Consider the following 25,408-nt stretch of genomic DNA (forward strand, 5'->3'; position numbering starts at 1 on the left):
TTATTTTCCGCCGAGTTCCTTTACTATCTGCATGAATCTTTCGCCGCGTTCTTCAAAGTTGTTGAAGCTGTCGTAGCTTGAGCATGCCGGAGTAAGTATTACATTGCCCCCTTTGTGAGCAACGTTGAGTCCTGTTTTAACAGCCTCCTTCATTGTGGATGAGGTGATGAAATCGCAGGTTAAAAGCCCTTTGAGCTTTTCTTTTATTATTCTTGCCGCTTCGCCGTAGGCTATCACAGTGCTTGCTGCACGGTTAAGCTCATCAGCCAGCAGACCGAAGTCTCCGTTTTTATCCCTTCCGCCCAGAATGATTACGTTCCCTGCTTTTGCTCCCTTGAGGCAGGCGAGGGTGGAGTAAACATTTGTCGCCTTGGAGTCGTTTATAAAGCTTATTCCGTTCACTGTGCCGGAATATTCGCACCTGTGGGGCAGACCTTTTAATTCAGCTATCTGCGGAGTAATATCTCCTGCAAAATTCAGGATGCTGTCTGCAGACACAAGGGAGAATGCAAGGTTAAGCAGGTTATGTGTCCCGAAAAGAGGAAACTTTGCCGTATCAAGGCTGTAGTTTCCGAAATCCATAACCTTTCCGGACAGTTTTGGCAGTCCGTTCAGGGCCTCGTTTATTATCACTCTTCTGCCTTTATAGTATTCAGCGTGTCTTAAAAGTTCTTGCTCATCCGGCAGAACGGCGAAACCGTCCTCTCTGACGAACTTAAGCACGTCCATTTTTGCTTTTATGTAGGCATCGTAAGTCGGATACCTGTCCAGATGGTCAGGAGCGAGGTTGGTTATAGCCGCCATATCAGCCTTAAAGTTGCGGAGAAGTTCTATCTGAAAGCTGGAAAGCTCCAGAACAAACACATCATAGCCGCCTTTCAGCACCACTTCGCCGAACGGAACGCCAATGTTTCCGCATGCAACTGCTTTTATTCCTGCGTTCTCAAGTATCTGCGCTGTGAGATAGGTTACGGTGGATTTTCCGTTTGTACCTGTCATCACCATTATTTTTCCTTTTCCTGCGAGAGCCTCATAGGCAAGCTCTATTTCACTGGTAAGGTTATCTATTTTCAGCCCACGCTTAATTATGTCAATTCCGGGGCTCACCGCCACCCTGTCGTATCCGTTTTTAAACTCGGATATGGATGGGTAGGCGTTGTTCTTATCTTCATAAATGTCAACCTGAACGGCACCCGCATGACGGAGAAGGGTCTCCGCTGCTTTGCCGCTTTTGCCGTAGCCTAAAACAGCCGCTTTCATAGTCTTGTTACCTCAGCTTCAGCGTACTGAGCGCAATAAGCGCCAGCACAAAGGAAATAATCCAGAACCGCACGGTAATCTTTGTTTCGCTCCATCCCTTCAGCTCAAAGTGGTGGTGTATGGGAGCCATTCTGAAAAGTCTTTTTCCGTGGGTTGCCTTGTAGAAGCCCACCTGAAGGATAACGCTTACCGTTTCGATGACAAACACGCCGCCCACTATGGCAAGGACAACTTCATGCTTGGAGATAACGGACACTATGCCCATTGCTCCGCCTATGGAGAGGCTTCCCACATCCCCCATGAATACGCTTGCGGGGAAGGCGTTGTACCAGAGAAAGCCCAGACCTGCGCCGACCATCGCACCGCAGAATACCGCAAGCTCTCCCGAACCCTTGACATACAGAATGTTCAGATAATGCGCAAACTCACTGTGTCCCGTGAAGTAAACAAAAAAGCACAGTGTGCCGAATGATATTACCGAAGGAGCTATGGCGAGTCCGTCCAGCCCGTCTGTTATGTTCACCGCATTTGACGTGCCCACTATTACAAAAAGAGCGAACACGAAATAGAAGATAGAAAGATCTATAACTGCGGTTTTAAGAAAGGGGAGGGCGACTACCGTTGCCGTTTTCCCTTTATCCACATATATGATAAGCGCAATGGCTATTATTCCTGTTATTACCTGCCCGAAGAACTTTGCCTTTGCTTTAAGCCCTTTGGGGTTCTTTTTCACTGTTTTTATGTAATCATCCACAAACCCTATTATTCCGTATGAAACAAAAGTGAAGATTGTTATCCATACATACGGGTTGGTGAGATCCGCCCAGAGAAGGGTGGACACCGTGCCTGCTATAACTATCATTATGCCGCCCATTGTGGGTGTTCCTTCCTTTACCTTATGGGTGGCGGGCTCGAACCCCTTTGACTTCATGGAGAATGCCATCTCCTTCAGCTTCCTGATTATGAACGGAGCTATAAGGAGCGTAATGACCAGAGCCGTAAGGGTCGCATACGCCGTGCGGAATGTGATGTAGCGGAAAACGTTTAATATTCCCCATACATCTGAAAAGGGGACGAGCAGATTATACAGCACGTTTTTTTCTCTCCTGTTCCATAAAGCTGATGAAGTCTTCAAACTTCCTTGCTCTGGAGGCTTTTATCAGAACCAGACCCTCTTCTATGAGGGCAACGGTTTCGTTCGCTTTTTCCTTTGTGGGGGCTATGGTTATGTTTGCAGTTTCTGCAAATTTGCAGTAGTTCTGCCCCACGAATATGAAGTTTATGTTCTCTGTACTCTTTGCAAGTTTATAAAGCTTGAGGTAAAGCATCTCCTCGAAGCCTTCTATCTCGCCCATTTCGCCTATTATGGCGTATTTCTTCGCTGCACCTATTTCAGCGAGGTTCTTAACTGCGCTCATTATGGACTCAAACCCTGCGTTATAGGTGTCATCTATTACTTTGATTTTGCCGACATTCACCATAGCACCCCTGCCTGTTACGGGTTTGAATGCGAGGATTCCTGTCATTACATCCTGATAGTCCAGCTCCATCTCAAAACCTATGCCTATTGCAGCCAGCGAGTTGGCAATGAAATGGTCATAGGGGTGATTCAGCATGAAGCAGTAGGGTATTCCCTTGTAAACAGCGGTGAAGTAAAACTGTTCCCTGTTGTTGCGTCCGGCGTCAGCCATTATCACATCAGCGTTCATGCCTGTGCCGAAGTATTTCACATCCACAGCGCCCAGTATCTTCTCATCCAGATACATGCGGCATGATTCATTCACCCAGAGGGTTCCGCCGTTCATGCCTTTTATTATGGAGAGTTTTTCCTCTGCCAGTTTTTCCATGCTCCCCATTCTGCCTATGTGAGCGTGTCCTATGCCCGTAAGCACGGCTATATGGGGTTTTATATAAAGCGAAAGCTGCTCTATCTCGCCCGGCGAATTTGTGCCGAACTCAAATACCGCACAGCTTGTTCTCATATTCAGGTTAGCGGCACAGATAGCCACGCCCAGTTCGTTGTTATAGTTGCCGTAAGCGGTGTAAACCTTTTTCCTTGTCCGCAGAACAGAGCTTATCAGCTCCTTCGTGCTGGTTTTGCCCATGCTGCCGGTTATGGCTATCTTAGTGCCTTTGTAGTTTTTAAGTTTGTATGCCCCAAGGGACTTTATTGCGCTTAAACCGTCACGGACAAGCACCTTATTCCCCGTAAGCTTTTCGTATATTTCTTTATCTTCCACTATTGCCAGTGAAGCTCCTGCGTCCAGAGCATTCTGTGCATAGAGGTTCCCGTCGGTGTTTTCACCGGAAAGAGCCGTGAATATATCGCCTTCCTCGACCTTTCTGCTGTCGATAACAAGTTTTTTCACAGGCAGATCATTCGGTGTATCCGCCTTGATTACGCCGCCGAGGGCGTTTACGATCTCTTTCAGCTTCATCCATTTCCCTCCGGGTATGTCCTAATTCTTATTTAAGGAATTTTCTGACTTCTTCCCTGTCATCAAAATGAATCTTCTCTTTTCCGATAACCATGTAGTCCTCATGACCTTTTCCGGCTATGAGGATTATGTCGTTAGGCTGGGCTCCTTCCAAAGCGGTTTTGATCGCCTCTCCTCTGTCGGGACAGATAACGACTTTTTCTGCATTTTCAAACCCTTTGAGAATATCTTCTATAATCTGCTGGGGGTTTTCTGTTCTGGGGTTGTCGCTTGTTACTATTATTATGTCAGAGTAGTTTTCGGCAGCTTTTGCCATGCGGGGTCTTTTTGTTCTGTCACGATCCCCTCCGCAGCCGAAAATTGTTGTTATTTTAGTCTTTTTAAAAGGAGTGAGCGCTTCAAGAACATTCACAAGGGCATCGTCCGTATGTGCGTAATCCACGAATACAAATGCTCCGTTTACTTCAAACTTTTCGAGCCTTCCGGGCACGTTTTTGAGATTCTCTATTCCTTTTGCGATTGCGTCATCGTTTATGCCCAGCGCTATTGCGGCGGACACAGCAGCAAGTATATTTTCAAGGTTATGGAGACCCACAAGGGTTGAGCTTATGTTGAAAGTGTTGCCCGGATAACGGACTCTGGCAGTTATGCCGTTCAGGGTGAAGGCGATCTCTTCTGCTGATATTTCCGCACGTTCGCTGACTCCGAACTTTATTGTGTCGATATTTTTTTCTTTTATAAGCCTTGCGCCGTAGTCATTGTCCATGTTTACCACTGCAATATTTGCATGGTCTTCCTGAAAAAGCCTGCGTTTGGCGGTGAAATATTCTTCCATGGTGTGATGATAGTCCAGATGATCCCCTGAAAGGTTTGTGAACAGGGCGACATCAAACTTTGTTCCGTACAGCCTCTCCTGATCAAGCGCATGGGATGAGACCTCAACTGCGAGGGCGTCACACCCGTCAGCAACGGCATCCGCAAGAACCTTGTAGTAATCATATGATGATGGAGTGGTCACATTAGACGGAACATCTTTCCCTGCATATCTGTGTCCGGTTGTTCCCATTCTTAAGGGCTTTTTTCCTGCGGCGGTCATTATGGACTCAAGAAGATATGTAACAGTGGTTTTGCCGTTTGTACCTGTTACACCGACTTTTTCCATCTTTTCATCCGGTCTGCCGAAAAAGTTCCTGCAAGCAAGAGCCAGTGCCTTGCGTCCGTCCTCCACTATGACAGTGGGGATGTTCTCCAGCTTTTTTTCAGCGGCTATGAACAGAACCTTCCCGGTTGAGTAAACCGCTTCGGCTACGCTGTGGGAGTCGAAAGTTGAGCCTGCATAGGCAAAAAACACACAGCCTTCCTGTATATCTCTGCTGTCGAAGCACACAGCCCTGACATCGGTCTCAAAATCTACATTCACGTCAAAACCGGTTATTGATATTCCGTCAAACAGATTAAATGCTTTCATCGACATCTTTCCTCTGTAAGCCGAGATAAAGCGAAGTAAGCTCTGCCATTCTTTTGAATGTAACTGCGGCTGTTGAACCGCCGTAGATGCTGAGCTTCGGGCTGTCATAAACGACAACCATCGCAACTCCCGGATTCTGTGCAGGGTAAAAACCGGCAAAGCTCGCCGTATATTCCCTGCTGCTGTACGATCCTGAGGCTTTATCAAACTTCTGCCCCGTACCTGTTTTGCCTGCTATCTCCACAAATGAGGATTTAGCCTTCTGTCCTGTTCCTTCCTTTACCACTTCGGCAAGGAGAGCCTGCATGGTTTTGGCTGTGGATTCGGACATGATGGGTGTTTTTTGTGATTCAGGCGCCTCGCTGCGCCCGTTTTTTTCCACCTTCTCAACTATGGAAGGGGTAACGAGAAAACCGCCGTTAGCCACGGCGGCGTAAAATCTTGCCATCTGAAGAGGTGTCACCAGTATTTCCTGTCCTATGGAAAGGGATGGTCTTGATAGTCCGGACCATTGTTTGTAGCCTCGCAGGAGTCCGTCCTCTTCACTTATTCCGGTTATTCCGGTTTTCTGACCGAAACCCGCGGTCCGCATATATTCGTAAAAATCTTTTCTGTCAACCTTGTCTGTTAGCTTTATCATTCCTATGTTGCTGGATTTGATAAGAACCTCGTTAGCAGTGACCACCCCTATAGGTTTGACATCTTTTATGGTATGTCCATATAGACGGAAGTGACCGTTTTCGCAGTTAACCTGCTTGGTAAGATCCAGCTTGTGCCTATCCAGAAGGTAGGAGAAGGCAACAGGCTTATATATTGAACCGGGCTCAAAAAGGAAGGTTGCAACGTCGTTCTTCCATGTTTTATCACTGTATCTGCTGTAGTTGTTCGGGTCATAGTTATCACTTGAAGCGGCGAAGATTATATCTCCGGTTTTAACATCAATGCCGACTGCTATTCCTCTGTCTGCCTTGAACTCTTCCACCCCTTTGCGGAGGAGGTATTCCGCTGTCCCCTGAAGATAAGTATCTATAGTTACATACAGTGCGCTTTCTGCGTGGGTTTTCGCTTTGTTGTCCTCAAAGAGGATCAGGTTTCCTTTGTTGTCCTTAAGTGTTACAAGTTTTATTTTTTCGCCCTTGAGTACATTGTCATATCTGTTTTCAAGTCCCCAGAGTCCCTGATTATCAACCCCTGTGAAGCCTATTATTGAGGCGGCGAGATGACGCTCAGGGTAGAATCTGTTTTCATTGAGGGTATATTCAATCTCCGGCACAAGCTCTTTTATTCTTCTTGCCGAAGCTATGTTCACATTTCTTTCCACCCAGACGAAGCCTTCATTCTTAAGGATTCTTGCCCTTGTGGTTTTGGAGATTTTGATTCCTGCTTTGTTCAGTCTGGTGATAAAGTTTCGTCTGTCTTTGAGGTTGGAAGCGAAGACATACAAAGAGGCAACTTTTTTATTTACCGCAAGGGGTTTGCCGTTTCGGTCGTAAATTATGCCTCTTCCTTTATACGCTGCATATTCGCTTTCAGCCTGAGAGCCTGCTATCTCGGCAAAAAAGTCGCCTTTAACAACCTGAAGGAAAAAAAGACGCCCCGAGATTATCACCCCGAGAACAATAGAAAGATAAATGAAGAATCTTATCCTGCTTTTTTCACTGAACATTAAATGTCCTGTTCATGTCCGGCAGAACCAGTCCGAGATCTTCCCCCATTTTATAGAGGCTTGCGGTGTCACGCATTTCTGACTGTTTCTCCTGCATGAGCTGATACTGGATTTCCATTTCGTTCAGGTCTGCCGCCAGTCTGCTTATGGCGTAGCCTTCACGCACGCAGAGGTGTCTGACATAGACTACGAGGAAAACCGAGATAATGAGCAAAGCCCACAAAAGAACCTTTCCGGTACTGAGGGTGTTTTCGCCGTTTGATTCGTATGCTTTGTCCCAGTAAATAGTTTTCGCTCTCATAGGTTCCTTCCCATGTCCTTAATTAATGTATGAAGTTTCTCCGGACGGCGTACCCCGCCCGGAGAAACTGCCTCTTCAATTCAAGAGGATGACACCCTTTTTGCTGCTCTGAGTTTTGCGCTTCGGCTCAGCGGGTTCTCCGCAATTTCTGCCTCAGCGGGTATCAGAGGTTTTCTTGTAAGCTGGCGGAAAGTTCTTGTCTTGCCGCAGTTGCATATAATCTGTTGGGTAGGGCAGATGCACTCTTTTTCAAAATAGCGGAATTTCTCTTTCACCAGTCTGTCTTCCAGAGAGTGAAACGAAATAAAGGCAGCTATTCCGCCCGTCTGCACTCTGTCCTCAAGTTTGGAGAGCATGGTTTCAATTTCCTCCAGCTCTCCGTTTACATATATCCTGACCGCCTGAAAAGTTTGAGTGGCGGGGTGAAAACCTTTTTTGTGGAACTTAGCCGGAACAGCCTTAAACACTGTGTCGGCAAGTTCTCTTGTTGTGGAGAAGGGCTTCTCATCCCTTGCGTTTACTATCGCTCCGGCGATTCTCCACGCAAACCTGTCTTCTCCGTATTTATCTATAATGGAGGAAATCTCCTCCCTTGAGAATGAGTTGACAACATCAGCGGCGGTTATGCCTTTTGAGTTGTCCATTCTCATATCCAGTGGTCCGTCCTCCCTGAAGGAGAAACCTCTGGCTCCGTCTCTGACCTGCATGGTGGAAACACCGAAGTCTGCCAGGATTCCGTCAACCTTTTCTATGCCAAGTTCGTCAAGCACTTCGTCAAACAGGGCAAAGTTTTTATGAAATACCTGCACATTTCCGCAGAGTTTAAATCTTTCTCTGAGCCTTTCCACAGACTCCGGATCTCTGTCCAGAATTATGTGCCTTGCAGAGGGCTTCAGTTTTTCGTTCATTGCGGCGGAGTGTCCGCCGAAACCGCCGGTGAGATCCAGAAGCACCCCGTCATCTTTTGCGGGCAGAAAGGATAAAACCTCGTTGAGCAGAACGGGCTTGTGCATTGTCCGTCCTCCTTAGAAACTGTCCGCGAACTTGGCAAACAGGGCGTCCGCTTTTTCGTCTCCGACAGTTTTCTCCCATGCTTCTTTTGACCATATTTCCATACGGTTGCGGAAGCCGTTTATCACGCAGTCCCCGTCAAGGGTGTTATTTTTTCTGATGTCCTGAGTTATTACTATACGTCCGTTTTTATCAATGGAGCATTCGTCCATGGAGGCGTACAGTTTGCGGAGAAACAGATTAAGATCGGGATTTCCCGCCTGTTCTTCCTCCCAGCGTGCTTCCTGTTTTTCCCATTCAGCCGCAGGGTATACTCTGAGATGGCTGCTCATTGAGATCAGAACGATATCGTCGCTCTGATATTTAGAGCGGAGGATATCCCGGAACTTGGACGGTATGCTTATTCTGCCCGTCTCACTGATTTTATGTTCGTATTTCCCTTTGAAGCTTCCCATCTTTTTATGCCAAATTAAACCAATTTAGGATCATATCGATCCAATCCATGCCAAACTTTAGCAGAACCATATATATGCGTCAAGGGAAATTAAAAAAAGATCGGCGGCTGAAAGCCTGTTGAATTGAGGCTTTCAGGTAATTTTCACATAGCGGAAGCGTGCGGACACATAAAAATAATCAGCCTGCGAACAAAAAAAAGTTGCAGACGGATAATCTGTAAACTTGGAAAAAATGTTCATATGGAATATGATAGGCTTTATCAAAGGTGAAAAAATGAAATTCGTCACAGAAGACAGCATTAAAATCAATGACGCCGGTATGGATGGAAAAATATTGCCGGACGGTCTTTTTCGTATTTTTCAGGAAGCAGCCATCAAACATTCCGACAGTATTGGCTTTACCCATCGAAGATATACGGAGATGAACAGACTGTGGATGCTGCACAGACTTTCCTACAAGCTTCACAGCGACATTAATCTTTATGATGTCATTAAGACAGAAACATGGTCCAGAGGAATGCAGAGGTTCAGAGGTTTCAGGGATTTTGTTCTTTCCAGAGACGGCGAACCTGTATGCACAGCCTCATCAGTATGGCTGTTTATTGACACACAGAAAAAGCGTCCCGCAAAGGTTGAACCTGAAGTACCGGAGGCATACCGACCTGTTAATGAAATGACAAACGGAACGGTTATTGAGGACTGGCAGCCGTCTGCCCCTTCTGAAAGCTCCGGTTTTTTTACTATACAGACCCGGCTCACAGATTTCGACATTAATGCCCACATGAATAATACGGTGTACCCAGCCTATGTGTTTCAGGCATTTACTGAACTTAACGGCGCAAAGAAAGACTTCAGCGAATTCTGTATAGAATATTCCCATGAGCTGCCCTACGGAACAAAAGAGGCTGTTGTGAAACTTGAGCAGCAGGGCAGGGAATACATCTTCTCCGTATCTGACGGAACACAGACAAACGCTCAGGGCTTTTTCAGAGTTTAGCTTATCTTCCGAAGAGTATGTCCCTGTTTAGGATGTACTCTTCCTCACCTCTTTCTTTTATCAGCCCAAGTTCAGCAAGCTTGACTATGTCTCTTCTTACCGTGGTACGGCTGACTTTGCCGTAAAGAGCAGTAAACTCTTTCATAAGCTGTAATTCGCTGTGACGGAATGAGTCCCTTGTTTTGAGAATATTTATCAGTCCGCAGAGGCGCTCGCTTATAACTTTTGCTTCAAGAAGTCTGCGCACATAGCTGTCAAACATCTCTTCAGCGATTATCTCAAGGCTTTTCTTCTGCATCTCGCCCAGTGATGAAATCACTATTCCGCACACAAAGTCAATGAACTCCGCAGGGTTGTTAGATTCTATAAACCTTTCAAGAATAGGGAAATAATCGGACGAATTCCTGTAAACAGTGCATAGCAGATACGGCATGTACCCTACGCCTGCTGTTTTATATACATAACTTTCCGCAAGGCGTGCCAGAGTTTCGGATGAGCCTGCATAGGGGTATATTCTCATAAGATAAAGGTGTGCCAGAGATGCTCTGGTGATCACGCCGGATGATATAATTTCCGGTGAGTTTATCCACTCATAAAAGGTTTTCATCAGAAGATTTATATCAAGCTTGGTTTCCGGAGGGCTGTATGGCTTTGAAAACTGTTTTTCAAAAGCGCTGACAGGAAAATTGCGGTAGTTCGCAGGTTCGCTGTTCAGTTTTCTTTCAAGGACGGTGTTGGATTCTGTAATGAATTTTTCATCAATCCTGAAACTGTCATCTTTTTTCTGAACTGCCAGAGCAGCATATGCTCTGCCGAGGTTAAAAAGCCTCACCGCACGGGAGTCTTCTCCAAAAAGAGATTCATCGCCGTTTACTATGCTTTCTGTTTCAGACAGGTTCAGTGTGTTTCCGGCAAGCTCAGACGCAGCATAAAGGGAGCGTTCTTCAAGGTTAATTAGAGTGCTTTCAGCCTCATCGGGAAAAACAGGCAGTTTTCCGGAGAGAAAGAGGATTCCCTCAGCTTCGGCAAGCTTTGAGCGGTTTGCCCCGCTGCCTGCGTCAAATATGAATCTGCCTATGTGGAAAGTGGATATTTCTTTGTTCATTGAGTTACCTGCCGAAAAAAAATAAGTTATTCAGATGTTGTTTTCAACCGTTTTCGCCTCATTCCAGAGTCTGTCCATCTCTTCCAGAGAGACATCCTCATAGGTGAGACCTTTTTCGGCGAGTTTCTTGCCTATATATTCAAAGCGGCTTATGAACCGTTTGTTGCATTTCCTTAAAGCTTCGTCCGGGTTTACATCAAGAAATCTGGAAACATTCACAAGGGCAAACATAATGTCTCCCAGCTCGTGTTCGATATGTTCCCTGTTTCCTTCTGCAACTGCTTCCTCAAATTCTGAAAATTCCTCACGGACTTTAGCCATACAGTCATCAGTATTTGCCCAGTCAAAGCCGACTTTGCGTGCTTTTTTCTGAAGTTTTTCCGCCCTGCGGAGCGGAGGGAAGGAGACTGGAACGCCTTCAAAAAAAGAGCGTGCCCGGTTTTTCTTCTCTTCTGCTTTAATCTTATCCCAGTTAACTATAACATCTTCTGTTCCGTTGACTGTTTCAGAGCCGAAGACGTGGGGGTGGCGTCTTACCAGTTTCTCGTTTATCTCATTTAAGACATCGTCAATGCTGAATTTATTTTCATCCTCCGCCATTACGGAGTGGAATACGGCATGGAATATTATGTCTCCGAGTTCTTCTCTTATATTCTCAATATCTTTATTGTCCAGAGCGTCCAGAAGCTCGTAAGCTTCTTCCATGAAATGTTCTTTTATGGAATATAAGTCCTGCTCCCTGTCCCACGGACAACCCTCAGGGCTCCTCAGTTTGCGGATGATTTCCACAAGTCTGTCAAAAGTTAAGCTCATAAAATAACGGCTCCGGTCTTAAGAATCACTGTTCAAATAATATTTGATACTAAATCAGCGTGTTTGAAAAATCAACGGAATAAGATACTAAGAGCCTCTGAAAAAAAATAAGTCTTTACTCCGTGTTAACTTAATTATTTATGAGGATGTGAAAAGCCGTATTTATAGGTTATAAATGTAGGAACATATGTTTAATAAATACAAAGGTGTCATAAATCTCTTGAAACAAAGGCATTTGGCATTAATACTAGAAAAAACAAGAACAATACAGTTCATTTGAGGATTTTATTATGAGGCTTATATCTGGGAACAGAGTACTGGTTTCGGTATCCGCCTTATCAGTGGTCATTATCGCACTGATAATAACTGGCTATGTCCGCATCAAAAGGATAGAGCCAGATATGGGGGAATTCAACCGTTCACGCAATCTCCTGCGTGCGTCTTCACTTATTTCCGATGGCTACAGCAGCTACACAAAGGCTTATCACCTTAATGACACAGTTTATCTGGACAAGTCAGTTAAGAGCTTTGACGGAGCGCTTTATCTTCTGGAAAAAACCGGTGACGGAGCCGACGGATGTATCGTTTCTGTCAGGGAGGGGCTTGGGAAGTACCTTGGAGACGTTTACAATGGAAGCAACCTGCTGACGGAGATTTTTTCACTGGAGCTTGGCAGGTATGTTGCTTTTGCAAACAAATGCCTTGAACGTTCAGAGCTTTCCGACTGGTCAGGAATAATGTCTTATATGACAGAAATACGCAGAGAGCATGTAAAAGCGGATAAGCTAATGACGGCATTCTCCCTTCTTATAGGTTTTATGCTTATTTTCACCATGTGGCTTTATTTTATGAACTTGGGCACGCTGAGAAAGCTTAAAGGGGAGCGTTCCTATAAGTATCGTCTTCTTGATATGCTTCCTAATATGGTGAGTGTAACGGATGGAAGTCATATGATTGCCTGCAACAAACGTGTTCTTGAGTTTGTGGGCTATCCGTCAGCGGCTGAGTTTTTAAAGGAGCATTCATGCCTTTGCGAATTTTTTATTGAAGAGAGCGGATATATCTTTCATCGGGAGAATGACCCATGGCTGACTCAGGTTCTGAATAATGAAAAGCAGGGCTTGGAAAGCAAGGTGAAAATGAGAGATGCAGTTACCGGAAAGGTGAAAACTCTGCTCATAAACCACAGCGACTTTGACACATCAGAAGGCACTCTCGCCATAACTTTTACTGATATAACCGAAATAGACAAAATGCGCCTTTATCTCAAGGAAAGCGAAAACAGATTCAGACAGCTTTTTAACGGACACAGCGCCGCTATGCTCCTGATTGATCCTGTTTCCAAAGATATCTGCGATGCCAATTCAGCAGCGGTTAATTTTTATGGCTACGGGCTTCATAAACTCAAATCCATGCGTATATGCGATATAAATATTGAAGATTCAGTGGAATGCCGGATGAATCAGGCTATTAAAGGAGAGTGCAATTATTTTGAATTCAGGCATAGGTTGGCTGACGGTAATGTAAAAGACGTAAGCGTGTTTTCCAGCCCTGTTCATATTGATGGGAAAGAGTATCTTTTCTCAATAATAACAGATATTTCAGATAAAAAGAATATAGAAAGAGAACTGGAACAGAGAACAGAGCTTCTGCGGGCGGTGCTGAAAAATGCTCCTGTCTGGATCTGGTTTGTTACGCCGGACGGAAGCCTTAAAATAGCCAATGATGTTTTCTGCCGTTCAACGGGGATAAAAGAAAGCGAAGTGTGCGGTCTTCGGCGCTATTATGAAAAGATGCCCTCAGGTTTTGGAAAACTCACGGAAGACGATATGGACACTCTTCTTAACTCTGGTTTTTCTGTGAAAGAACACGAAATCCGCCTTGCTGACGGTAAAAGCCACTTTTTAAGTGTTACAAAAGTCAGGGTGAAATGCCCCACAGGCTTAAACAACGGTCTTGTTTGTATTGCCACCGATATGACGGAACAGAAAAAACTGGAAAATGAGCTTCGCCGCATAAATGAATACCTTTCAGAATCTGTTGAGAAAGAGCTTGCTGTGCGTATGGGCAATGAAATGAAGCTCAAAGGCGTTTTCAACAGCATTAACGATGCAATGCTTATTTTTTCCATTGATAAAAACGGAGTTCCCGGAAAGGTTATTGATGTAAACAACAGACTTATTTCCCTGACAGGATTTTCAAGGCATGATGTACACAATATGCGTCCTGATGAGATTTATGAGGCTCAGGAGTTTGTTGCTGGTATGAATATCTCCACTCTGGTGTCCGAGGGCAAGCATTTTGTTTATGAAAGCAGGCTTAGTACCTCATCCGGAGGATATATCACTGTGGAAGTGAGCAGTTCGCTTGTTGAAATAAACGGAACTCCGGTCTGCATAGTTTCCATGAGGGACATAGACAGCCTTATAAGGCTTGAAAAAGAAAAACAGGACAGTGAAACACTCACAGAAGCCACATTCAATGCCGCAGGAATAGGTATATGCCTGTGTGATTTTGATGGATTTTTCTGCAAAGTTAACAGCACTTTTGCCAGTATGCACGGTTATAAACCGGATGAACTTATCGGACAGCGTTATGAAATAACCATTGCAGAAGGATACAGAGAGCAGGTTCACGGTGAAATCAAAAGATTTGTGAACAGCACCGCCGAGTATTTCACCAGCGAGCATCATGCAGCCACTTCCGGCGGCAGAGAGATGACCGTGTCTGTTTTTATCTCCCGCATACAGCTTGGCGGCAGGACAATGTTTGTAAGCAGCTCTCAGGACATCACTGAGCTTAAACGCCTTGAGGAGATCAGGGAGGTGCAGGAACAGATGCTTATCCAGCAGTCGAAAATGGCTGCAATGGGTGAAATGATCGGAGTAATTGCCCATCAGTGGAAGCAGCCTCTGAATGTAGTGTATATTCTTGCTCAGTATCTGGCTGAACTTGAAGAAGAACAGGGCATTGAGCAGGAAAAAGAGCTTGCTGAGATTTCTGACGGCATAATGAAACAGGTCGAGTTCATGAACGACACCATGAACGATTTCAGGAATTTTTTAAAACCGGGAAAAGAACCGCAGATTTTCGGTGTCAGGCAGGCTGTTGATGAGATTGTAAGTATGCTTCTGCCTCAGCTTCGCCAAAGCAATATTGATGTCAAAGTTACCTGCGAAGAAGAGTACATGGTAAAAGGTTTCAAAAATGAGTTTAAGCAGGTTGTGATGAATATTGTGTCTAACGCCAGAGACGCTGTTACGGAACGCCGTGGAGAAGAAGCAGGAAAACAGCTCAACGGCAGGATACAGCTTGATATACACAAAGATGACGGCAATATAGCTCTCACCATATGCGATAACGGCGGCGGAATAAGCCCTGATATTATGGAAAATATTTTTAAACCATATGTTTCCTCAAAGGGCGACAAGGGAACCGGAATAGGACTCAGTACAGCAAAAACTATCATAGAGGAAAAGATGGACGGGACTATAACAGCATTCAACACCGCTGACGGTGCATGTTTTACTGTTTATCTGCCGGAATACGGGGATACTCAGATAATTACACATTAGTTAAATGATTAATAGCACTGAACTTGATGTGGTTACATATGATTGTGGTAATACTTTAAATGTCTATGTATTTTAAAATAATGCTTGACTAGTAAATTGCTCGATGATACTTTTACTAGAAAGTATATAGCTAGGAGTAGTTGGAATGGATAAAGAAAATCAAGTGGATTCCATAAATGAAACATCAATAATACTCTCAAGGTCAACAGAATTGTCTTCATTTGAAAAAAATATGCTTGATCCGAATGATGTGTCTGTCACCATTCGTAATGGTAAACGTACAGTGGAGGGATACGATTTGAATGGGAACAAAGTTGTTATGACCACATACTTGAGCAATAATGCCGCAGCTGAAAACAAAGGGTTATATAGCCAGACAATGAGTGTTTGTGCCGGACTGTCTAAAGAAGAACGTGTACAAGAGGCTAAAAGGTTAAAAAAAGAAGAAAAACTGTCCCAAGTTGAGATCGCTAAAAAATTAGATGTGTCACAAAAAACAATTTCGAATGATCTTAAAAGTTAATACCATTTAGGTGAAGTATTATAAGAAAGATAAGCGTTATTAATTAGGTTTAAATTAGCCAAGAATGCTTATTGTTTTTTGGCTCTAGAGGTGAAATCAACAGTTTTGTTTATTACTTGTTATCTCGGATATGTGTGACATTGTCCTATTGAATATGCTATGAAGGAGGATTACTTATGCCTGAATGTAAAGAGTGTAAAGAATCTTATGATTTAGAAGATGTTATTGACCATAACTATTATGATGAAGATGAGAATTTATGTCTTGAGTGTCTGGATAGTTTAGAAGCTGAAGAGATGGAGTTGGATGATACTCCTGATTGCGAGTGTGACTGTTGTGGTAGTCCTGCTGTATCGAGAATTGGTGATAGAAACTATTGTGAATCTTGTTTGGAATATGCTAACCCATATCGAAATGACATGTAGTGAAATAGTTTTCATAAATTTTAGTACTATCCAGTGGTCAGACTACATATTATAGGTCTTTATCTGTCTTCAAGGATATGTTGGTGTTCTCTAAAGAGAACTATGGAGAACTTATTAAAATAACATACTGATAATGTGTTGCTTCCTCTTAATTGCTGACCGTTTCTAACCACTAATTCTCAATCAAAAATGTACCACGAGTGTACCACAAAAAAAAGACCAGTGCCGAAACACTGGTCTTTGTGCAAGACATTGATACCATTATAGAAATTGTACCCAGGGGTGGGGTCGAGCTATCGACACGGGGATGATCAGGCTCTTAATGCGGAGTAGATTATATCCGCCGCATTAGGGCAATCATTTAAAGGAATGTATATCATGGAGAACACTGATTAAATTTTATTGTTAAAGTTATCCCTGAATGAATTATATGCAGCTTCAAGGTGGCTGCATAGGACATTGTAATCACCGCTCAGGTTTACCCTTGCACATTTTTCTATTTTTTCGGCTGCTGCTGCAATGTTTTTCAGCCCCATATTTTTTGCTGCACCTTTGATATAGTGTGCTTCGGACGCAATTTTAAGCATATCTTTTTCTTTGACGGAATCAAGCAGGTAGTTAAGATGTCTGCCGGAATCCTCAATGAATTCGCCCAAAAGCTCCGTGACTATTTCTTCTTCCAGCCCAAGCTGAGTGAAGACATAATTTATGCAGGCTTCCACAGTGTCAGATTCCGGAGTGTCCTGCGCTTTTTCTTCCGGTTTTCTGCATCGGTTTATAATTGCTTCTATTTTTGAGATATTTACAGGTTTCGATATAAAGTCGGTCATGCCGCAGGTTTCAAGCTCTGCTGTCATGGTTTCCGAGTCTGCGGTGAGCGCCACAACGGGCATATCAAACCCCAGCCTGCGTATCTCCGCTGTGGCGTCAATCCCGTTCATAACAGGCATATTCACATCCATAAGGACTACAGCATATTCGCTTTTCTGAACCATTTCGACCGCTTCACGCCCGTTGGAAGCCACATCAACCTGAGTGCCCAGCTTTTCAACTATTTTCCGTGTAATCATTTGGTTAACTGGGTTATCTTCTGCCAGAAGAATCCTAATCATAATCAATTTCCTTTTGAGAAAAAATGTATTTAATAATACCATAGTATAGAAAAAATTATCGCCGAATGCAATTTTTTAACATAGTTAAGCCGGAGGTGCTTCGTTGAAAGACCGGGAAGAAAAAGCAGAGAAAATTTTCAGCAGCGGTTTTAACTGCTCTCAGGGCGTTTTTACAGCCTTTGCCGTTGATGAAGGCATGGAAGAGGCTGTGGCTTTAAGGCTTTCCACTCCCTTCGGCGGCGGTGTGGGCGGCTGCGGTGAAACATGCGGCGCAGTTTCCGGCGCTTATATGGTCATAGGGCTCAAGCACGGCAGGGCATCCCTTGATGATGCCGAAGCGAAAGAGGTTGTTTACAGCATCATGGCAGAATTCAGGAAAAAGTTTTCAGAAGAGTTCGGTTCTCTGAAATGCTCGGAGCTTGTAGGTGTTGATATGGGTAATTACGAGGAACGCTCGAAAGCGAGAGAGCAGGGCAGGCTTGAGCGGTGTAAAGATTTCGTGCGGGGTGCTGTGCGGATTTTAGAGGATATAGCATGAAAAAGTTTTTGTTAAGCGCCTGCCTTGCGGGTGAAAATGTGCGCTATGACGGCGGTAATACCAGAATAGAGTGTGAAACTTTCCGTAAGCTTGTGGAATCCGGTCTTGCGGTGCTTGTCTGTCCGGAGGTTGACGCAGGGCTTTCAGCTCCCCGCAGACCTTGTGAAATAAGAGGCGAGGGCGGCGGCGGATCTGTTCTGGATGGAAAAGGCGAAGTAATTGATGACGAAGGGCGAAACCTCACGGAACAGTTTGTGAAAGGTGCATATATGAGCCTTGAAAAGGCTTTGGAAAACGGATGCCGTGTTGCTCTGCTTAAGCACAGAAGTCCTTCCTGCGGTTCAACACTGATCTATGACGGTTCCTTCAGCGGCAAAAAGATTGAAGGAAAAGGCGTTGCAGGGGAACTCCTTGCAAGAAACGGAATAAGGCTTTTCAGTGAGGAAACACTTGAGGAAGCTATTAAATATATTGAAGAAGAGTAAGTTTTTTGGACTATGTTGATATATTAAAAACCGTGATGCCTTATTTCGGTGTATTCGGTGCAGGGTTTGCGCTAAAAAGGCTGTTCAGCCTGCCTCCTGCCGTTGATAAGGTTCTGTTCAGGGTTTTTATACACTTCTTTTTCCCCTGCCTTGTTTTTAACTTTATAATAGGGAATGAGAATCTTAAGGACATTGCGTCTTCGCTTGCTTTGCCCCTGTGGGGAATGGCATCTGTTGGGGCGGGGTTCGCTGCTGCTTATTTTACTGCACCGATGATCGGGCTTAAAGATTCCAGAGAAAGGCGTGCTTTCTCTTTTTCCATCGGTGTTTACAACTACGGTTTCTTTACTCTGCCCATTGTGGCGCATCTCTTCGGGAGAGAGGCTGCGGGTCAGCTTCTCCTGTTTAATTTCGGCATAGATTTTATATACTGGACAGTTGGTATAGTTATACTCACAGGCTCATACAGGGCAGGAATAGTGAAGCTTGCCTCAAGCACGCCGTTTTATGCGCTTTTCTTTTCTGTTGCGGTGAATTCTGTTTTTGCACCGCAGGGCTTCAGCGGATATGCGGGTTCTGTTCTGGACATTATATCCTTTCTCACAATGCCTTTGGGACTTTTTGTAAGCGGACTTGCATTGGGGGAGGGACTGCGTGGGGCAAGCCTCAACGGCACGCTGAAAATAGGCTTCAGTGCTGTCCTGCTGCGAATGTTTATTATGGGTTTTGTTTTTCTTCTGGCAGCGAGGTATATGACAGACAGCAGAGGGTTAAAGATTATCCTCGCTGCTCAGTCGGCTATGCCTGCGGGAATGATGAATCTTGCAGTTGTCAGGTATTTTATGGGAGAATCAAGAGTTACTTCCGCAGTTATAGTATTCACCACAGCCACAGCTCTTGTGACTATTCCTGTATGGCTTAAGTTTGCCTTCGGTCTTGCCGGTGTGTAGGGATTTAGTCGCTGTAATGTCCTGATTCCCTGTATTCGTTAAGCTTGTTGCGGAGGGTGCGGACGGTAATTCCTAAAAGATCCGCAGCTTTTGTACGGTTTCCGCCCACTTCATCAAGGGTTTTAAGGATAAGTTCCCTTTCCATTTCAGCTATTGTCACTCCCACGGAAGGCACTGAATGGGTTGATTTAATCTGTTCTTCTGTGGTTTCAGGCTCATTTGACGCAGGTGTCTGCATTGCGGCGGGCATCTCTTTCTGAAAGTCGCTCTCTAAAAGGAACTGCTTTATTGTAATTCCGTGGAGGAACAGATCCCGTTCACTTATTACCTTGTCACGGCAGAGAACAACCGCCCGTTCAACAGTGTGTTCAAGTTCACGGACATTTCCCGGCCAGTCATAGTCAATAAGAGCCTGAAGCGCTTTTTCTCCCAGTGAGCATGAGCCCTTGCGGTTTATTTCGGCGTATTTTGTCATGAAAAATTCTGCCAGCTCCCGCACATCCTCTCTCCGCTCCCGCAGAGGGGGCAGCTCGATTGCGATAACATTCAGCCTGTAGAACAGGTCTTCCCTGAAATTGCCCGTGGATACCTCTTTTTTAAGTTCTCTGTTGGTAGTTGCCAGTATGCGGACATTAATTTTATCTGGACGTATGGAGCCGAGGCGTTCCACCTCACGCTCCTGAAGCACACGGAGCAGCTTTGCCTGTAAATGGATAGGCACTTCGCCTATTTCATCAAGGAGGATAGTTCCGCCGTCCGCAAGCTCAAACTTGCCTGCCTTGCGGTTTATTGCGCCTGTGAAGGCTCCCTTCTCAAAACCGAACAGCTCGCTCTCAATGAGATTTTCAGGTATTGCGGCGCAGTTCACCGCAACAAACGGACCGTCAGCCCTTGAGCTGTTGTCGTGTATATATCTGGCGAGAACTTCCTTACCTGTGCCTGATTCGCCTGTGATCAGCACTGTGGCTTCGCTGTCTGCCACGTCTTTTGCCAGAGCAAACAGCCTTGCCATGAAGGCGCTGCGGAAAACAGCCTTATTCTTTCTGCGTTTGCCGCCTTTGGTGAGGCTTTCTATCTCGAATGTACGCCTTATCAGTTCTTCTATGGCTTCCGGCGGAAAAGGTTTGAGGATGTAATCTGATGCACCCAGCTTGAGCGCCTCCACTGCGTTTGAAACTGTTCCGAAAGCGGTTATGAAGCACACAGGGGTTTCTATGCCTGATGAGCGGATCATGTTGAACATGGAGAGACCGTCTATCTCCGGCATACGCATATCGCTTATGATCAGATCATAGGGGCGGGATGAGGCTTTTTCAAACCCTTCGCGTCCGTTTTCGGCTGTCTCCACGGCAAGTCCCATGCGTTTGACCGTTTCTCTGAGAGCTTCACGCATATTGTCGTCATCATCGACTATGAGAATTTTTTTATTATCGTGCTTATCGCTCATTATTCAACACCCTATGCCGGAACAGCCACACGGAATGTCGTGTAGGTTTTGCCGTCGCTGTCGGCTTCGATATTTCCGCCGTGCGCCTTTATAATCTTGTACACAATGGCGAGCCCAAGCCCTGTGCCTTTTGCCTTTGTGGTCTGAAAGGGCATGAAAAGCTTTCCTGTCATGGAGGGCTCAATGCCGCTGCCGTTGTCTGTTATGGTAAACCAGCTTTCAGTGCCGTCTGCGCCGGATTCAATGCGTATTTCACCGCCGCTCTTAACAGCATCAACGGAGTTGTGGACAATATTCATAACCACCTGTTTAAAAAGCTCCGCATCGCACTTTATTTTGCTTTCTTCACTGATATTGTTGATAAAGCGGATCTCTTTATCCCTCATAATATGCTGTAGATAGAGTATCACATCGTCTACTATGTCTGAGAGGAAATGTTCTTTTATCTCAAGCTGTATCTCCTTTGTAAAGAGGAGAATATTTGAAATTATAGAGTTTATGGTGCGTACGCCTTTTATTATGGAGTGAGTAAGGCGTTTTTTATCCGGAGAATCTTCAAGGTCACGACCCAGAAGTGATGCGAAAAGCTCTATTCCGCCCAGAGGGTTTCTTATCTCGTGGGCTATGTTTGCAGCCATTTCACCCATAAGCATAAGCTTTTCATCCCTGTGTTTTTCTTTTTCCAGAGCCTTGAGGTCGCTTATATCGTCTATAACGTAAACCGTGCCGGATAAACCTTCTGCGTTTAATTCGCCAAGGCTTATTTTAAGATACACTCCTCGCTCCGGTTCATGTTCATAAAGACCCGGCTCAACAAAAGAACCCAGCATTGAGAGAAACTTCTCATGCCCGAAGGATGAAGCCATCTTTTCCGATTCCTTGTTCATGGTAAGGATTGTGCCGTTTTTGTCTATGGCTATAATGGCGCTGCCGGAGTTCATGAGAACCCCTTCCAGAAGGTTGCTCAGCGCTGAAAGGCGTCGGTTTTTTTCCTCAACCTCTTCACGGAGTTTGCGTGCTTCCTCCTGAATAACACTGTAGGAGTCCTCCAGCTTGGTTGTGGCGAGGTTGAACGACTCCATAAGGAGCTTGAGTTCGTCTATTCTGCTGTCGTTCGTGCTTACCTTGTCAGACTTTTCCGCCACTGTATCTCCTCCAGTTCGGTGCGTGCAGCACTTGCGTAAACAGAGTTCGGCACGCTTTCAAGAAGCTCCATATAGTTTTTAACCGCATTATCGTTATCTTTAAGCTTCAGGTATGACTTGCCCATATAGTAAAGCCCTTCTGCTCTTTTTTCATCCCTTTGAGCGTGGTTCTGAAGAAACGAGGACAAAGCCTCCACGGCGGGTTTGAAACTATTTTTCTTATAATAGAGTATTCCCATATCAAGGGAAACCTCTTCGTAACCGTCAAACTGCTTGCCGGGATTTTTGTTAACATCCTGATATATACTGACGAGAAGCTGCTCTCTTTTGGCGTCATCGGAAATATTTTTTGATATTTTAAATTTCTGCTTTGCCGCAAGCTTAGGGTCTTTGGTGTATTCGTTAAGAAGCTTTATGGCGGTGTCGGGATTCTTTTTTTCCGCCTCGTCAGCAAGAAAAACGAGAGTCTCTGCATCCAGCGTATTCACCTGAAAATTTATGCTGCCGTCACCGATAAGAAGGTTGGTGAGCCAGTAAACCGGAGTCTTTGTGCTGCCCACTGTCGCCAGCAGTTCTGCTGCGTTGTCAGGCATTGACATCTTATAGAGTGAAAATGCAGCGTATGCTTTTACCGTATCTTTAAAAGGCTGCTGCTTTGAGCTGTCTATAATGTTCTGGTTTTCTGAATACGCCTGAATAACGTCAAGGAATCTGTCTCCCTCAAATCTGCGGCGGATAACTGTAAGCGTGAGCCTTTCCGCCATATTTATAATATCAGCTATGTGAGCGCCGTCTGTACCGAACTGGGCAATATACTGCTTTGCGTTCATGAGCGCCTGCGGAACTCTGGAGGCATCAAAATCTGTTTTGACCATGTTGTAGTAAGCATCGTCAAGAAGCTTGCTCCACTTTACGGGCTCAATAACTTCCGTTTCATCAGTGAGAAAGTTTTCTATATAGTCAATTACGCCTTTGAAATCCCCGTTTTTGAAACGAGCCTCGGTTCTGCCGTATGATATTGACTGGCCGATAGTTTTCGCCTCTCGTCTGTAGGGCGAATCAGGAAACTCTTTCAGGAGAATGCCTACATATTCCTGCGCCTGATCGTATCTTGTTTCGTCATATGCCTGTTTAGCCTGCTGGAGCCTTATTTTCTGTTTAATATCAAACACAATGCTCATCAGAGGAGAGCTGTAGCTCCGTTTGCCGAATTTATCTATTCGCTCAAGGGTTTTATCATAGGCTTTTTCATGGAACAGAGACTTAATGACCACCACGTCAGCCTGCTCAAGTATTTCAAAATCTTTTGAATCCAGAGCGTTTGTGAGGAATTTTTCCCAGTCCGCAGTGCTTTTTTCAGATACATGCGTATCAGCGTATTTGATTGATGCCAGCATTCCGCCGGGTTTCTTGGGATATTTATTTACAGTGTCAAGCAGCAGGGTGTCTGCTGCGCTTTTGTTGCCCATCTTTTCATTCATCTGCGCTGCGCGGTACATTGCCATATCTGCTTTTTCATATGAGGGGTAGTAGCCGTATGTCCTGCGGAAGGCGTAGAGCGCTTCCTCTGTTCTGCCACGTTTATCAAATACTTCTCCCATGGCGTAGAGAGACTCGGGAGAAAATTTTGAATAGTCAACTTTTCTGCCTGTCAGCCCCTGAAAGTAGCGGAATGAGGTTTCGTAGTCTCCTTTATCCGCATAAAGCATACCTATCATTGCTGTCTGCGGGTCACGGTCATCCTTAAAGCGTTTGACGTAGTTCTCTCTCGCCTCAATTGCACGGTCCGTCTGCCCCAGTGTCTGGTATATCTCAGCTATTTTCCTGTATGAGTTCTTTTGTATATTCTCGTTCTGCACCAGACGGATAATCTTTTCGTGGGCGAATATTGCTTCATAATACATGTCTGCTTTTTCCTTTGAATCAGCAGATTTTATAAGCGCATCCCTGAAAAGATATGAATCGGGGTAAAGGTTTGTGAAATCGTCGAATATCTGTGAAGCAGTGATATAGTTCTTGTATGATTTGCTGCCCATTTCATAATAGGCGCTGCCCAGACGGAACAAGGCTTCCTGCCGGTAGTAGCTGTTTATGCCCGAAGCGAGAAGCCCTTCAAGGTTTATCGCTGCCTGTTCATAAGTACCTTTTGCCATGAGTTCATCGGCTATGCCGAGCTGTTTTTCAGCCTCGGTGTTTTCGATTATTCCGCTTCCTTTTTTAATGAGAGCGTCTTCTATGCCGTAGCCGAGCTTTATGTCGTCTGCTTTTCTTTTTCTGGAGGCAACAATTTTGGCATCCACACCTTCGGTCATGAATGTGAAATCCGTATCAGGGGCGAAATCCAGCGTTATTGTATCTCCCTGAACGGTTATTTTTGAGATGAAGCGGTCGTCCAGCTTGCCTGAAAAGCCGGCTGTGAGTTTTCCCGCAAACATAAGAGTGACAGTTCTTTCTCCCTTTTTAACATCCTTAATATTTTCCGCGGCTCCGGCTATGACCAGTTCTGTAAAAAACCTGTTCTTTTTCAGGTAGATATCCTGAGCATGTGCGGCAAAGGCAATAAAAAGAGCAAAGATAATAAAGCCGATATTTCTCATTACAGTATTTTTAGACTAACATGCGCCTAATAGCAATCCGATTTTAGAATTTATGAGGTTTCTCCGCAGTTATCGCCTTCGGACTAAAAATGGGACGCCTGATGTTTCCTTTGCGGCAATAAAATCCTGTGTTTTCAGGGGTAATATCTCTTGATGCGGATTGCAAAGCGTGTTAATTTTTAGATAACCGGAGGAAATATGGCCCTTGATCACGGTATCCTGCTTGAGACAGGAACAAACGAGTTTGAAATTGTTGAATTTATTGTCCGTGCCGAGAAGGAACACCATTTCGGCATTAACGTAGCTAAGGTTCGGGAAGTAATCAGGTTTCCCGAAATTGTCAAAGTTCCTGACGCCCACCCGGCAGTCATCGGAACCGCAAATATAAGACAAAAGCTTGTTCCGCTGATCGACCTTGGCAACTGGCTTGACCTGAAGTTTGATCAGGATTATGACGCTAAAAAAATTATCGTCACCTTTTTCAATCATCAGTACAACGGCTTCATTGTGGATGAGGTTGTGCGTATTCACAGAATTACGTGGGCTGACATTAAAGATTATTCGGCGATAACCGATTTCAGTCTTGCGGAGACAGTTCTCGGAGTTATTGACATTGGCGGGAACCTTATTCAGCTTCTCGACTTTGAAAAAATTGTTTCGGAACTTAATCCCGCAACAGCACTCAAGGAGATGGTGATCGATTACTCCCTGAGCGCAGCACGCAGCAAAAAGCTTGTTTATCTGGCGGAGGATTCCACAGTGATCAGGCGCTTTCTGGCTACCAACCTTGAAAACGCCGGTTACAGGATAAAAGCGTTTGAAAACGGGAAGCTTCTTCTTGCTGCATGCGCCCTTGAAAAACCTGATATTATAATAACCGACCTTGAAATGCCGGTTGCTGACGGTGCATTTGTTGTGCGGACTCTCCGGGGCAAACCGGAGTTTGCGAAGATGCCCATACTGGTTTTCTCATCCCTCGCCAGCGAGGAGAATGAAAGAAAGGTGCTTAATATCGGTGCGAATATGTTCGTGGGCAAGCCCGATACGGACATACTTATCAACAGCATTGATGAATACGTGTTATAGGAGTCTTAAAA

General features: G+C 44.9%; 22 protein-coding genes. 8 read left to right on the forward strand and 14 right to left on the reverse strand.

Annotated elements, in window-relative coordinates:
• The 8 genes from murD to ACYRYY_RS11490 form a co-directional block, all read right to left on the reverse strand.
• Nucleotides 1–1,260: a UDP-N-acetylmuramoyl-L-alanine--D-glutamate ligase gene (gene murD / locus ACYRYY_RS11455; protein WP_460215743.1), complete on the reverse strand. Its 1,260-nt coding sequence runs from the start codon at nt 1,258–1,260 to the stop codon at nt 1–3.
• A gap of 7 nt (nt 1,261–1,267) precedes the next feature.
• Nucleotides 1,268–2,353: a phospho-N-acetylmuramoyl-pentapeptide-transferase gene (gene mraY, locus ACYRYY_RS11460; RefSeq protein ID WP_460215744.1), complete on the reverse strand. Its 1,086-nt coding sequence runs from the start codon at nt 2,351–2,353 to the stop codon at nt 1,268–1,270.
• Nucleotides 2,343–3,698, reverse strand: a complete 1,356-nt coding sequence (locus ACYRYY_RS11465; RefSeq protein WP_460215745.1) for a UDP-N-acetylmuramoyl-tripeptide--D-alanyl-D-alanine ligase — start codon at nt 3,696–3,698, stop codon at nt 2,343–2,345. The genes mraY and ACYRYY_RS11465 overlap by 11 nt, the downstream gene beginning before the upstream one ends.
• 28 nt (nt 3,699–3,726) lie before the next feature.
• Nucleotides 3,727–5,172 (reverse strand): UDP-N-acetylmuramoyl-L-alanyl-D-glutamate--2,6-diaminopimelate ligase, encoded by a 1,446-nt coding sequence (locus ACYRYY_RS11470; RefSeq protein ID WP_460215746.1) that lies wholly within the window; start codon nt 5,170–5,172, stop codon nt 3,727–3,729.
• A complete protein-coding gene (locus ACYRYY_RS11475) occupies nt 5,153–6,832 on the reverse strand; it encodes a peptidoglycan D,D-transpeptidase FtsI family protein (protein ID WP_460215747.1) in 1,680 nt (559 codons plus the stop codon). The genes ACYRYY_RS11470 and ACYRYY_RS11475 overlap by 20 nt, the downstream gene beginning before the upstream one ends.
• On the reverse strand, nt 6,822–7,133 hold the full coding sequence (locus tag ACYRYY_RS11480) for a hypothetical protein (protein ID WP_460215748.1): 312 nt from the start codon (nt 7,131–7,133) through the stop codon (nt 6,822–6,824). Before ACYRYY_RS11480 ends, ACYRYY_RS11475 begins: the two co-directional genes overlap by 11 nt.
• A gap of 80 nt (nt 7,134–7,213) precedes the next feature.
• Nucleotides 7,214–8,146: a 16S rRNA (cytosine(1402)-N(4))-methyltransferase RsmH gene (rsmH, locus tag ACYRYY_RS11485; protein ID WP_460215749.1), complete on the reverse strand. Its 933-nt coding sequence runs from the start codon at nt 8,144–8,146 to the stop codon at nt 7,214–7,216.
• Nucleotides 8,147–8,158: 12 nt separating this feature from the next.
• Nucleotides 8,159–8,599: a division/cell wall cluster transcriptional repressor MraZ gene (locus ACYRYY_RS11490; RefSeq protein WP_460215750.1), complete on the reverse strand. Its 441-nt coding sequence runs from the start codon at nt 8,597–8,599 to the stop codon at nt 8,159–8,161.
• Nucleotides 8,600–8,873: 274 nt separating this feature from the next.
• Here ACYRYY_RS11490 and ACYRYY_RS11495 point away from each other — a divergent pair, with 274 nt between their 5' ends.
• Nucleotides 8,874–9,596, forward strand: a complete 723-nt coding sequence (locus ACYRYY_RS11495; RefSeq protein WP_460215751.1) for an acyl-[acyl-carrier-protein] thioesterase — start codon at nt 8,874–8,876, stop codon at nt 9,594–9,596.
• A gap of 1 nt (nt 9,597) precedes the next feature.
• On the opposite strand, the gene ACYRYY_RS11500 is transcribed toward ACYRYY_RS11495, so the two are convergent.
• Together ACYRYY_RS11500 and mazG are read right to left on the reverse strand one after the other, a co-directional pair.
• Nucleotides 9,598–10,701, reverse strand: a complete 1,104-nt coding sequence (locus ACYRYY_RS11500; protein ID WP_460215752.1) for a Fic family protein — start codon at nt 10,699–10,701, stop codon at nt 9,598–9,600.
• 30 nt (nt 10,702–10,731) lie between these two features.
• Nucleotides 10,732–11,514, reverse strand: coding sequence for a nucleoside triphosphate pyrophosphohydrolase (gene mazG / locus ACYRYY_RS11505; RefSeq protein WP_460215753.1), 783 nt, complete (start codon nt 11,512–11,514; stop codon nt 10,732–10,734).
• Nucleotides 11,515–11,804: 290 nt separating this feature from the next.
• Here mazG and ACYRYY_RS11510 point away from each other — a divergent pair, with 290 nt between their 5' ends.
• The 3 genes from ACYRYY_RS11510 to ACYRYY_RS11520 all read left to right on the forward strand — a co-directional run bounded on the left by ACYRYY_RS11510 (nt 11,805) and on the right by ACYRYY_RS11520 (nt 16,037).
• The gene (locus ACYRYY_RS11510) at nt 11,805–15,089 is read left to right on the forward strand and encodes a PAS domain-containing sensor histidine kinase (protein ID WP_460215754.1); all 3,285 of its coding nucleotides are present in this window, start codon (nt 11,805–11,807) and stop codon (nt 15,087–15,089) included.
• A gap of 145 nt (nt 15,090–15,234) precedes the next feature.
• Nucleotides 15,235–15,612: a helix-turn-helix domain-containing protein gene (locus tag ACYRYY_RS11515; protein WP_460215755.1), complete on the forward strand. Its 378-nt coding sequence runs from the start codon at nt 15,235–15,237 to the stop codon at nt 15,610–15,612.
• 176 nt (nt 15,613–15,788) lie between these two features.
• Nucleotides 15,789–16,037, forward strand: coding sequence for a hypothetical protein (locus tag ACYRYY_RS11520; RefSeq protein ID WP_460215756.1), 249 nt, complete (start codon nt 15,789–15,791; stop codon nt 16,035–16,037).
• A gap of 392 nt (nt 16,038–16,429) precedes the next feature.
• Here ACYRYY_RS11520 and ACYRYY_RS11525 read toward each other — a convergent pair whose 3' ends face one another.
• A complete protein-coding gene (locus ACYRYY_RS11525) occupies nt 16,430–17,149 on the reverse strand; it encodes a response regulator (protein ID WP_460215757.1) in 720 nt (239 codons plus the stop codon).
• Between the two features lie 103 nt (nt 17,150–17,252).
• Between ACYRYY_RS11525 and ACYRYY_RS11530 the strand changes: the two genes are divergently transcribed.
• Genes ACYRYY_RS11530 through ACYRYY_RS11540 form a run of 3 tightly spaced genes read left to right on the forward strand, consistent with a single transcriptional unit; the run spans nt 17,253 to nt 19,122 of the window.
• Entirely contained in the window at nt 17,253–17,687 is a 435-nt protein-coding gene (locus tag ACYRYY_RS11530) for a C-GCAxxG-C-C family protein (protein WP_460215758.1), read from the forward strand.
• Nucleotides 17,684–18,172 carry a 2-thiouracil desulfurase family protein gene (locus ACYRYY_RS11535; RefSeq protein ID WP_460215759.1) on the forward strand — a complete coding sequence of 163 codons (489 nt, stop codon included), beginning with the start codon at nt 17,684–17,686 and terminating at the stop codon, nt 18,170–18,172. The genes ACYRYY_RS11530 and ACYRYY_RS11535 overlap by 4 nt, the downstream gene beginning before the upstream one ends.
• 5 nt (nt 18,173–18,177) lie before the next feature.
• Entirely contained in the window at nt 18,178–19,122 is a 945-nt protein-coding gene (locus tag ACYRYY_RS11540) for an AEC family transporter (RefSeq protein WP_460215760.1), read from the forward strand.
• A 4-nt stretch (nt 19,123–19,126) separates the two neighbouring features.
• On the opposite strand, the gene ACYRYY_RS11545 is transcribed toward ACYRYY_RS11540, so the two are convergent.
• The 3 genes from ACYRYY_RS11545 to ACYRYY_RS11555 are packed head-to-tail and all read right to left on the reverse strand — an operon-like array spanning nt 19,127 to nt 24,311.
• The gene (locus ACYRYY_RS11545; protein ID WP_460215761.1) at nt 19,127–20,569 is read right to left on the reverse strand and encodes a sigma-54-dependent transcriptional regulator; all 1,443 of its coding nucleotides are present in this window, start codon (nt 20,567–20,569) and stop codon (nt 19,127–19,129) included.
• 11 nt (nt 20,570–20,580) lie between these two features.
• The gene (locus ACYRYY_RS11550) at nt 20,581–21,714 is read right to left on the reverse strand and encodes a sensor histidine kinase (protein ID WP_460215762.1); all 1,134 of its coding nucleotides are present in this window, start codon (nt 21,712–21,714) and stop codon (nt 20,581–20,583) included.
• Nucleotides 21,690–24,311, reverse strand: coding sequence for a tetratricopeptide repeat protein (locus tag ACYRYY_RS11555; RefSeq protein WP_460215763.1), 2,622 nt, complete (start codon nt 24,309–24,311; stop codon nt 21,690–21,692). The genes ACYRYY_RS11550 and ACYRYY_RS11555 overlap by 25 nt, the downstream gene beginning before the upstream one ends.
• A gap of 198 nt (nt 24,312–24,509) precedes the next feature.
• Here ACYRYY_RS11555 and ACYRYY_RS11560 point away from each other — a divergent pair, with 198 nt between their 5' ends.
• Nucleotides 24,510–25,397 (forward strand): chemotaxis protein CheW, encoded by an 888-nt coding sequence (locus ACYRYY_RS11560; protein ID WP_460215764.1) that lies wholly within the window; start codon nt 24,510–24,512, stop codon nt 25,395–25,397.
• The last annotated feature ends 11 nt before the right edge of the window (nt 25,398–25,408 follow it).

The organism is Geovibrio sp. ADMFC3, from assembly GCF_054687035.1.

What these genes read in the sequence shown, in the direction of transcription:
- murD (WP_460215743.1), bottom strand. Translation starts at nt 1,260, where the DNA reads ATGAAAGCGGCTGTTTTAGGCTACGGCAAAAGCGGCAAAGCAGCGGAG.
- ACYRYY_RS11465 (WP_460215745.1), bottom strand. Translation starts at nt 3,698, where the DNA reads ATGAAGCTGAAAGAGATCGTAAACGCCCTCGGCGGCGTAATCAAGGCG.
- ACYRYY_RS11470 (WP_460215746.1), bottom strand. Translation starts at nt 5,172, where the DNA reads ATGTCGATGAAAGCATTTAATCTGTTTGACGGAATATCAATAACCGGT.
- ACYRYY_RS11475 (WP_460215747.1), bottom strand. Translation starts at nt 6,832, where the DNA reads ATGTTCAGTGAAAAAAGCAGGATAAGATTCTTCATTTATCTTTCTATT.
- ACYRYY_RS11480 (WP_460215748.1), bottom strand. Translation starts at nt 7,133, where the DNA reads ATGAGAGCGAAAACTATTTACTGGGACAAAGCATACGAATCAAACGGC.
- rsmH (WP_460215749.1), bottom strand. Translation starts at nt 8,146, where the DNA reads ATGCACAAGCCCGTTCTGCTCAACGAGGTTTTATCCTTTCTGCCCGCA.
- ACYRYY_RS11490 (WP_460215750.1), bottom strand. Translation starts at nt 8,599, where the DNA reads ATGGGAAGCTTCAAAGGGAAATACGAACATAAAATCAGTGAGACGGGC.
- ACYRYY_RS11495 (WP_460215751.1), top strand. Translation starts at nt 8,874, where the DNA reads ATGAAATTCGTCACAGAAGACAGCATTAAAATCAATGACGCCGGTATG.
- ACYRYY_RS11500 (WP_460215752.1), bottom strand. Translation starts at nt 10,701, where the DNA reads ATGAACAAAGAAATATCCACTTTCCACATAGGCAGATTCATATTTGAC.
- mazG (WP_460215753.1), bottom strand. Translation starts at nt 11,514, where the DNA reads ATGAGCTTAACTTTTGACAGACTTGTGGAAATCATCCGCAAACTGAGG.
- ACYRYY_RS11510 (WP_460215754.1), top strand. Translation starts at nt 11,805, where the DNA reads ATGAGGCTTATATCTGGGAACAGAGTACTGGTTTCGGTATCCGCCTTA.
- ACYRYY_RS11515 (WP_460215755.1), top strand. Translation starts at nt 15,235, where the DNA reads ATGGATAAAGAAAATCAAGTGGATTCCATAAATGAAACATCAATAATA.
- ACYRYY_RS11520 (WP_460215756.1), top strand. Translation starts at nt 15,789, where the DNA reads ATGCCTGAATGTAAAGAGTGTAAAGAATCTTATGATTTAGAAGATGTT.
- ACYRYY_RS11525 (WP_460215757.1), bottom strand. Translation starts at nt 17,149, where the DNA reads ATGATTAGGATTCTTCTGGCAGAAGATAACCCAGTTAACCAAATGATT.
- ACYRYY_RS11535 (WP_460215759.1), top strand. Translation starts at nt 17,684, where the DNA reads ATGAAAAAGTTTTTGTTAAGCGCCTGCCTTGCGGGTGAAAATGTGCGC.
- ACYRYY_RS11545 (WP_460215761.1), bottom strand. Translation starts at nt 20,569, where the DNA reads ATGAGCGATAAGCACGATAATAAAAAAATTCTCATAGTCGATGATGAC.
- ACYRYY_RS11555 (WP_460215763.1), bottom strand. Translation starts at nt 24,311, where the DNA reads ATGAGAAATATCGGCTTTATTATCTTTGCTCTTTTTATTGCCTTTGCC.
- ACYRYY_RS11560 (WP_460215764.1), top strand. Translation starts at nt 24,510, where the DNA reads ATGGCCCTTGATCACGGTATCCTGCTTGAGACAGGAACAAACGAGTTT.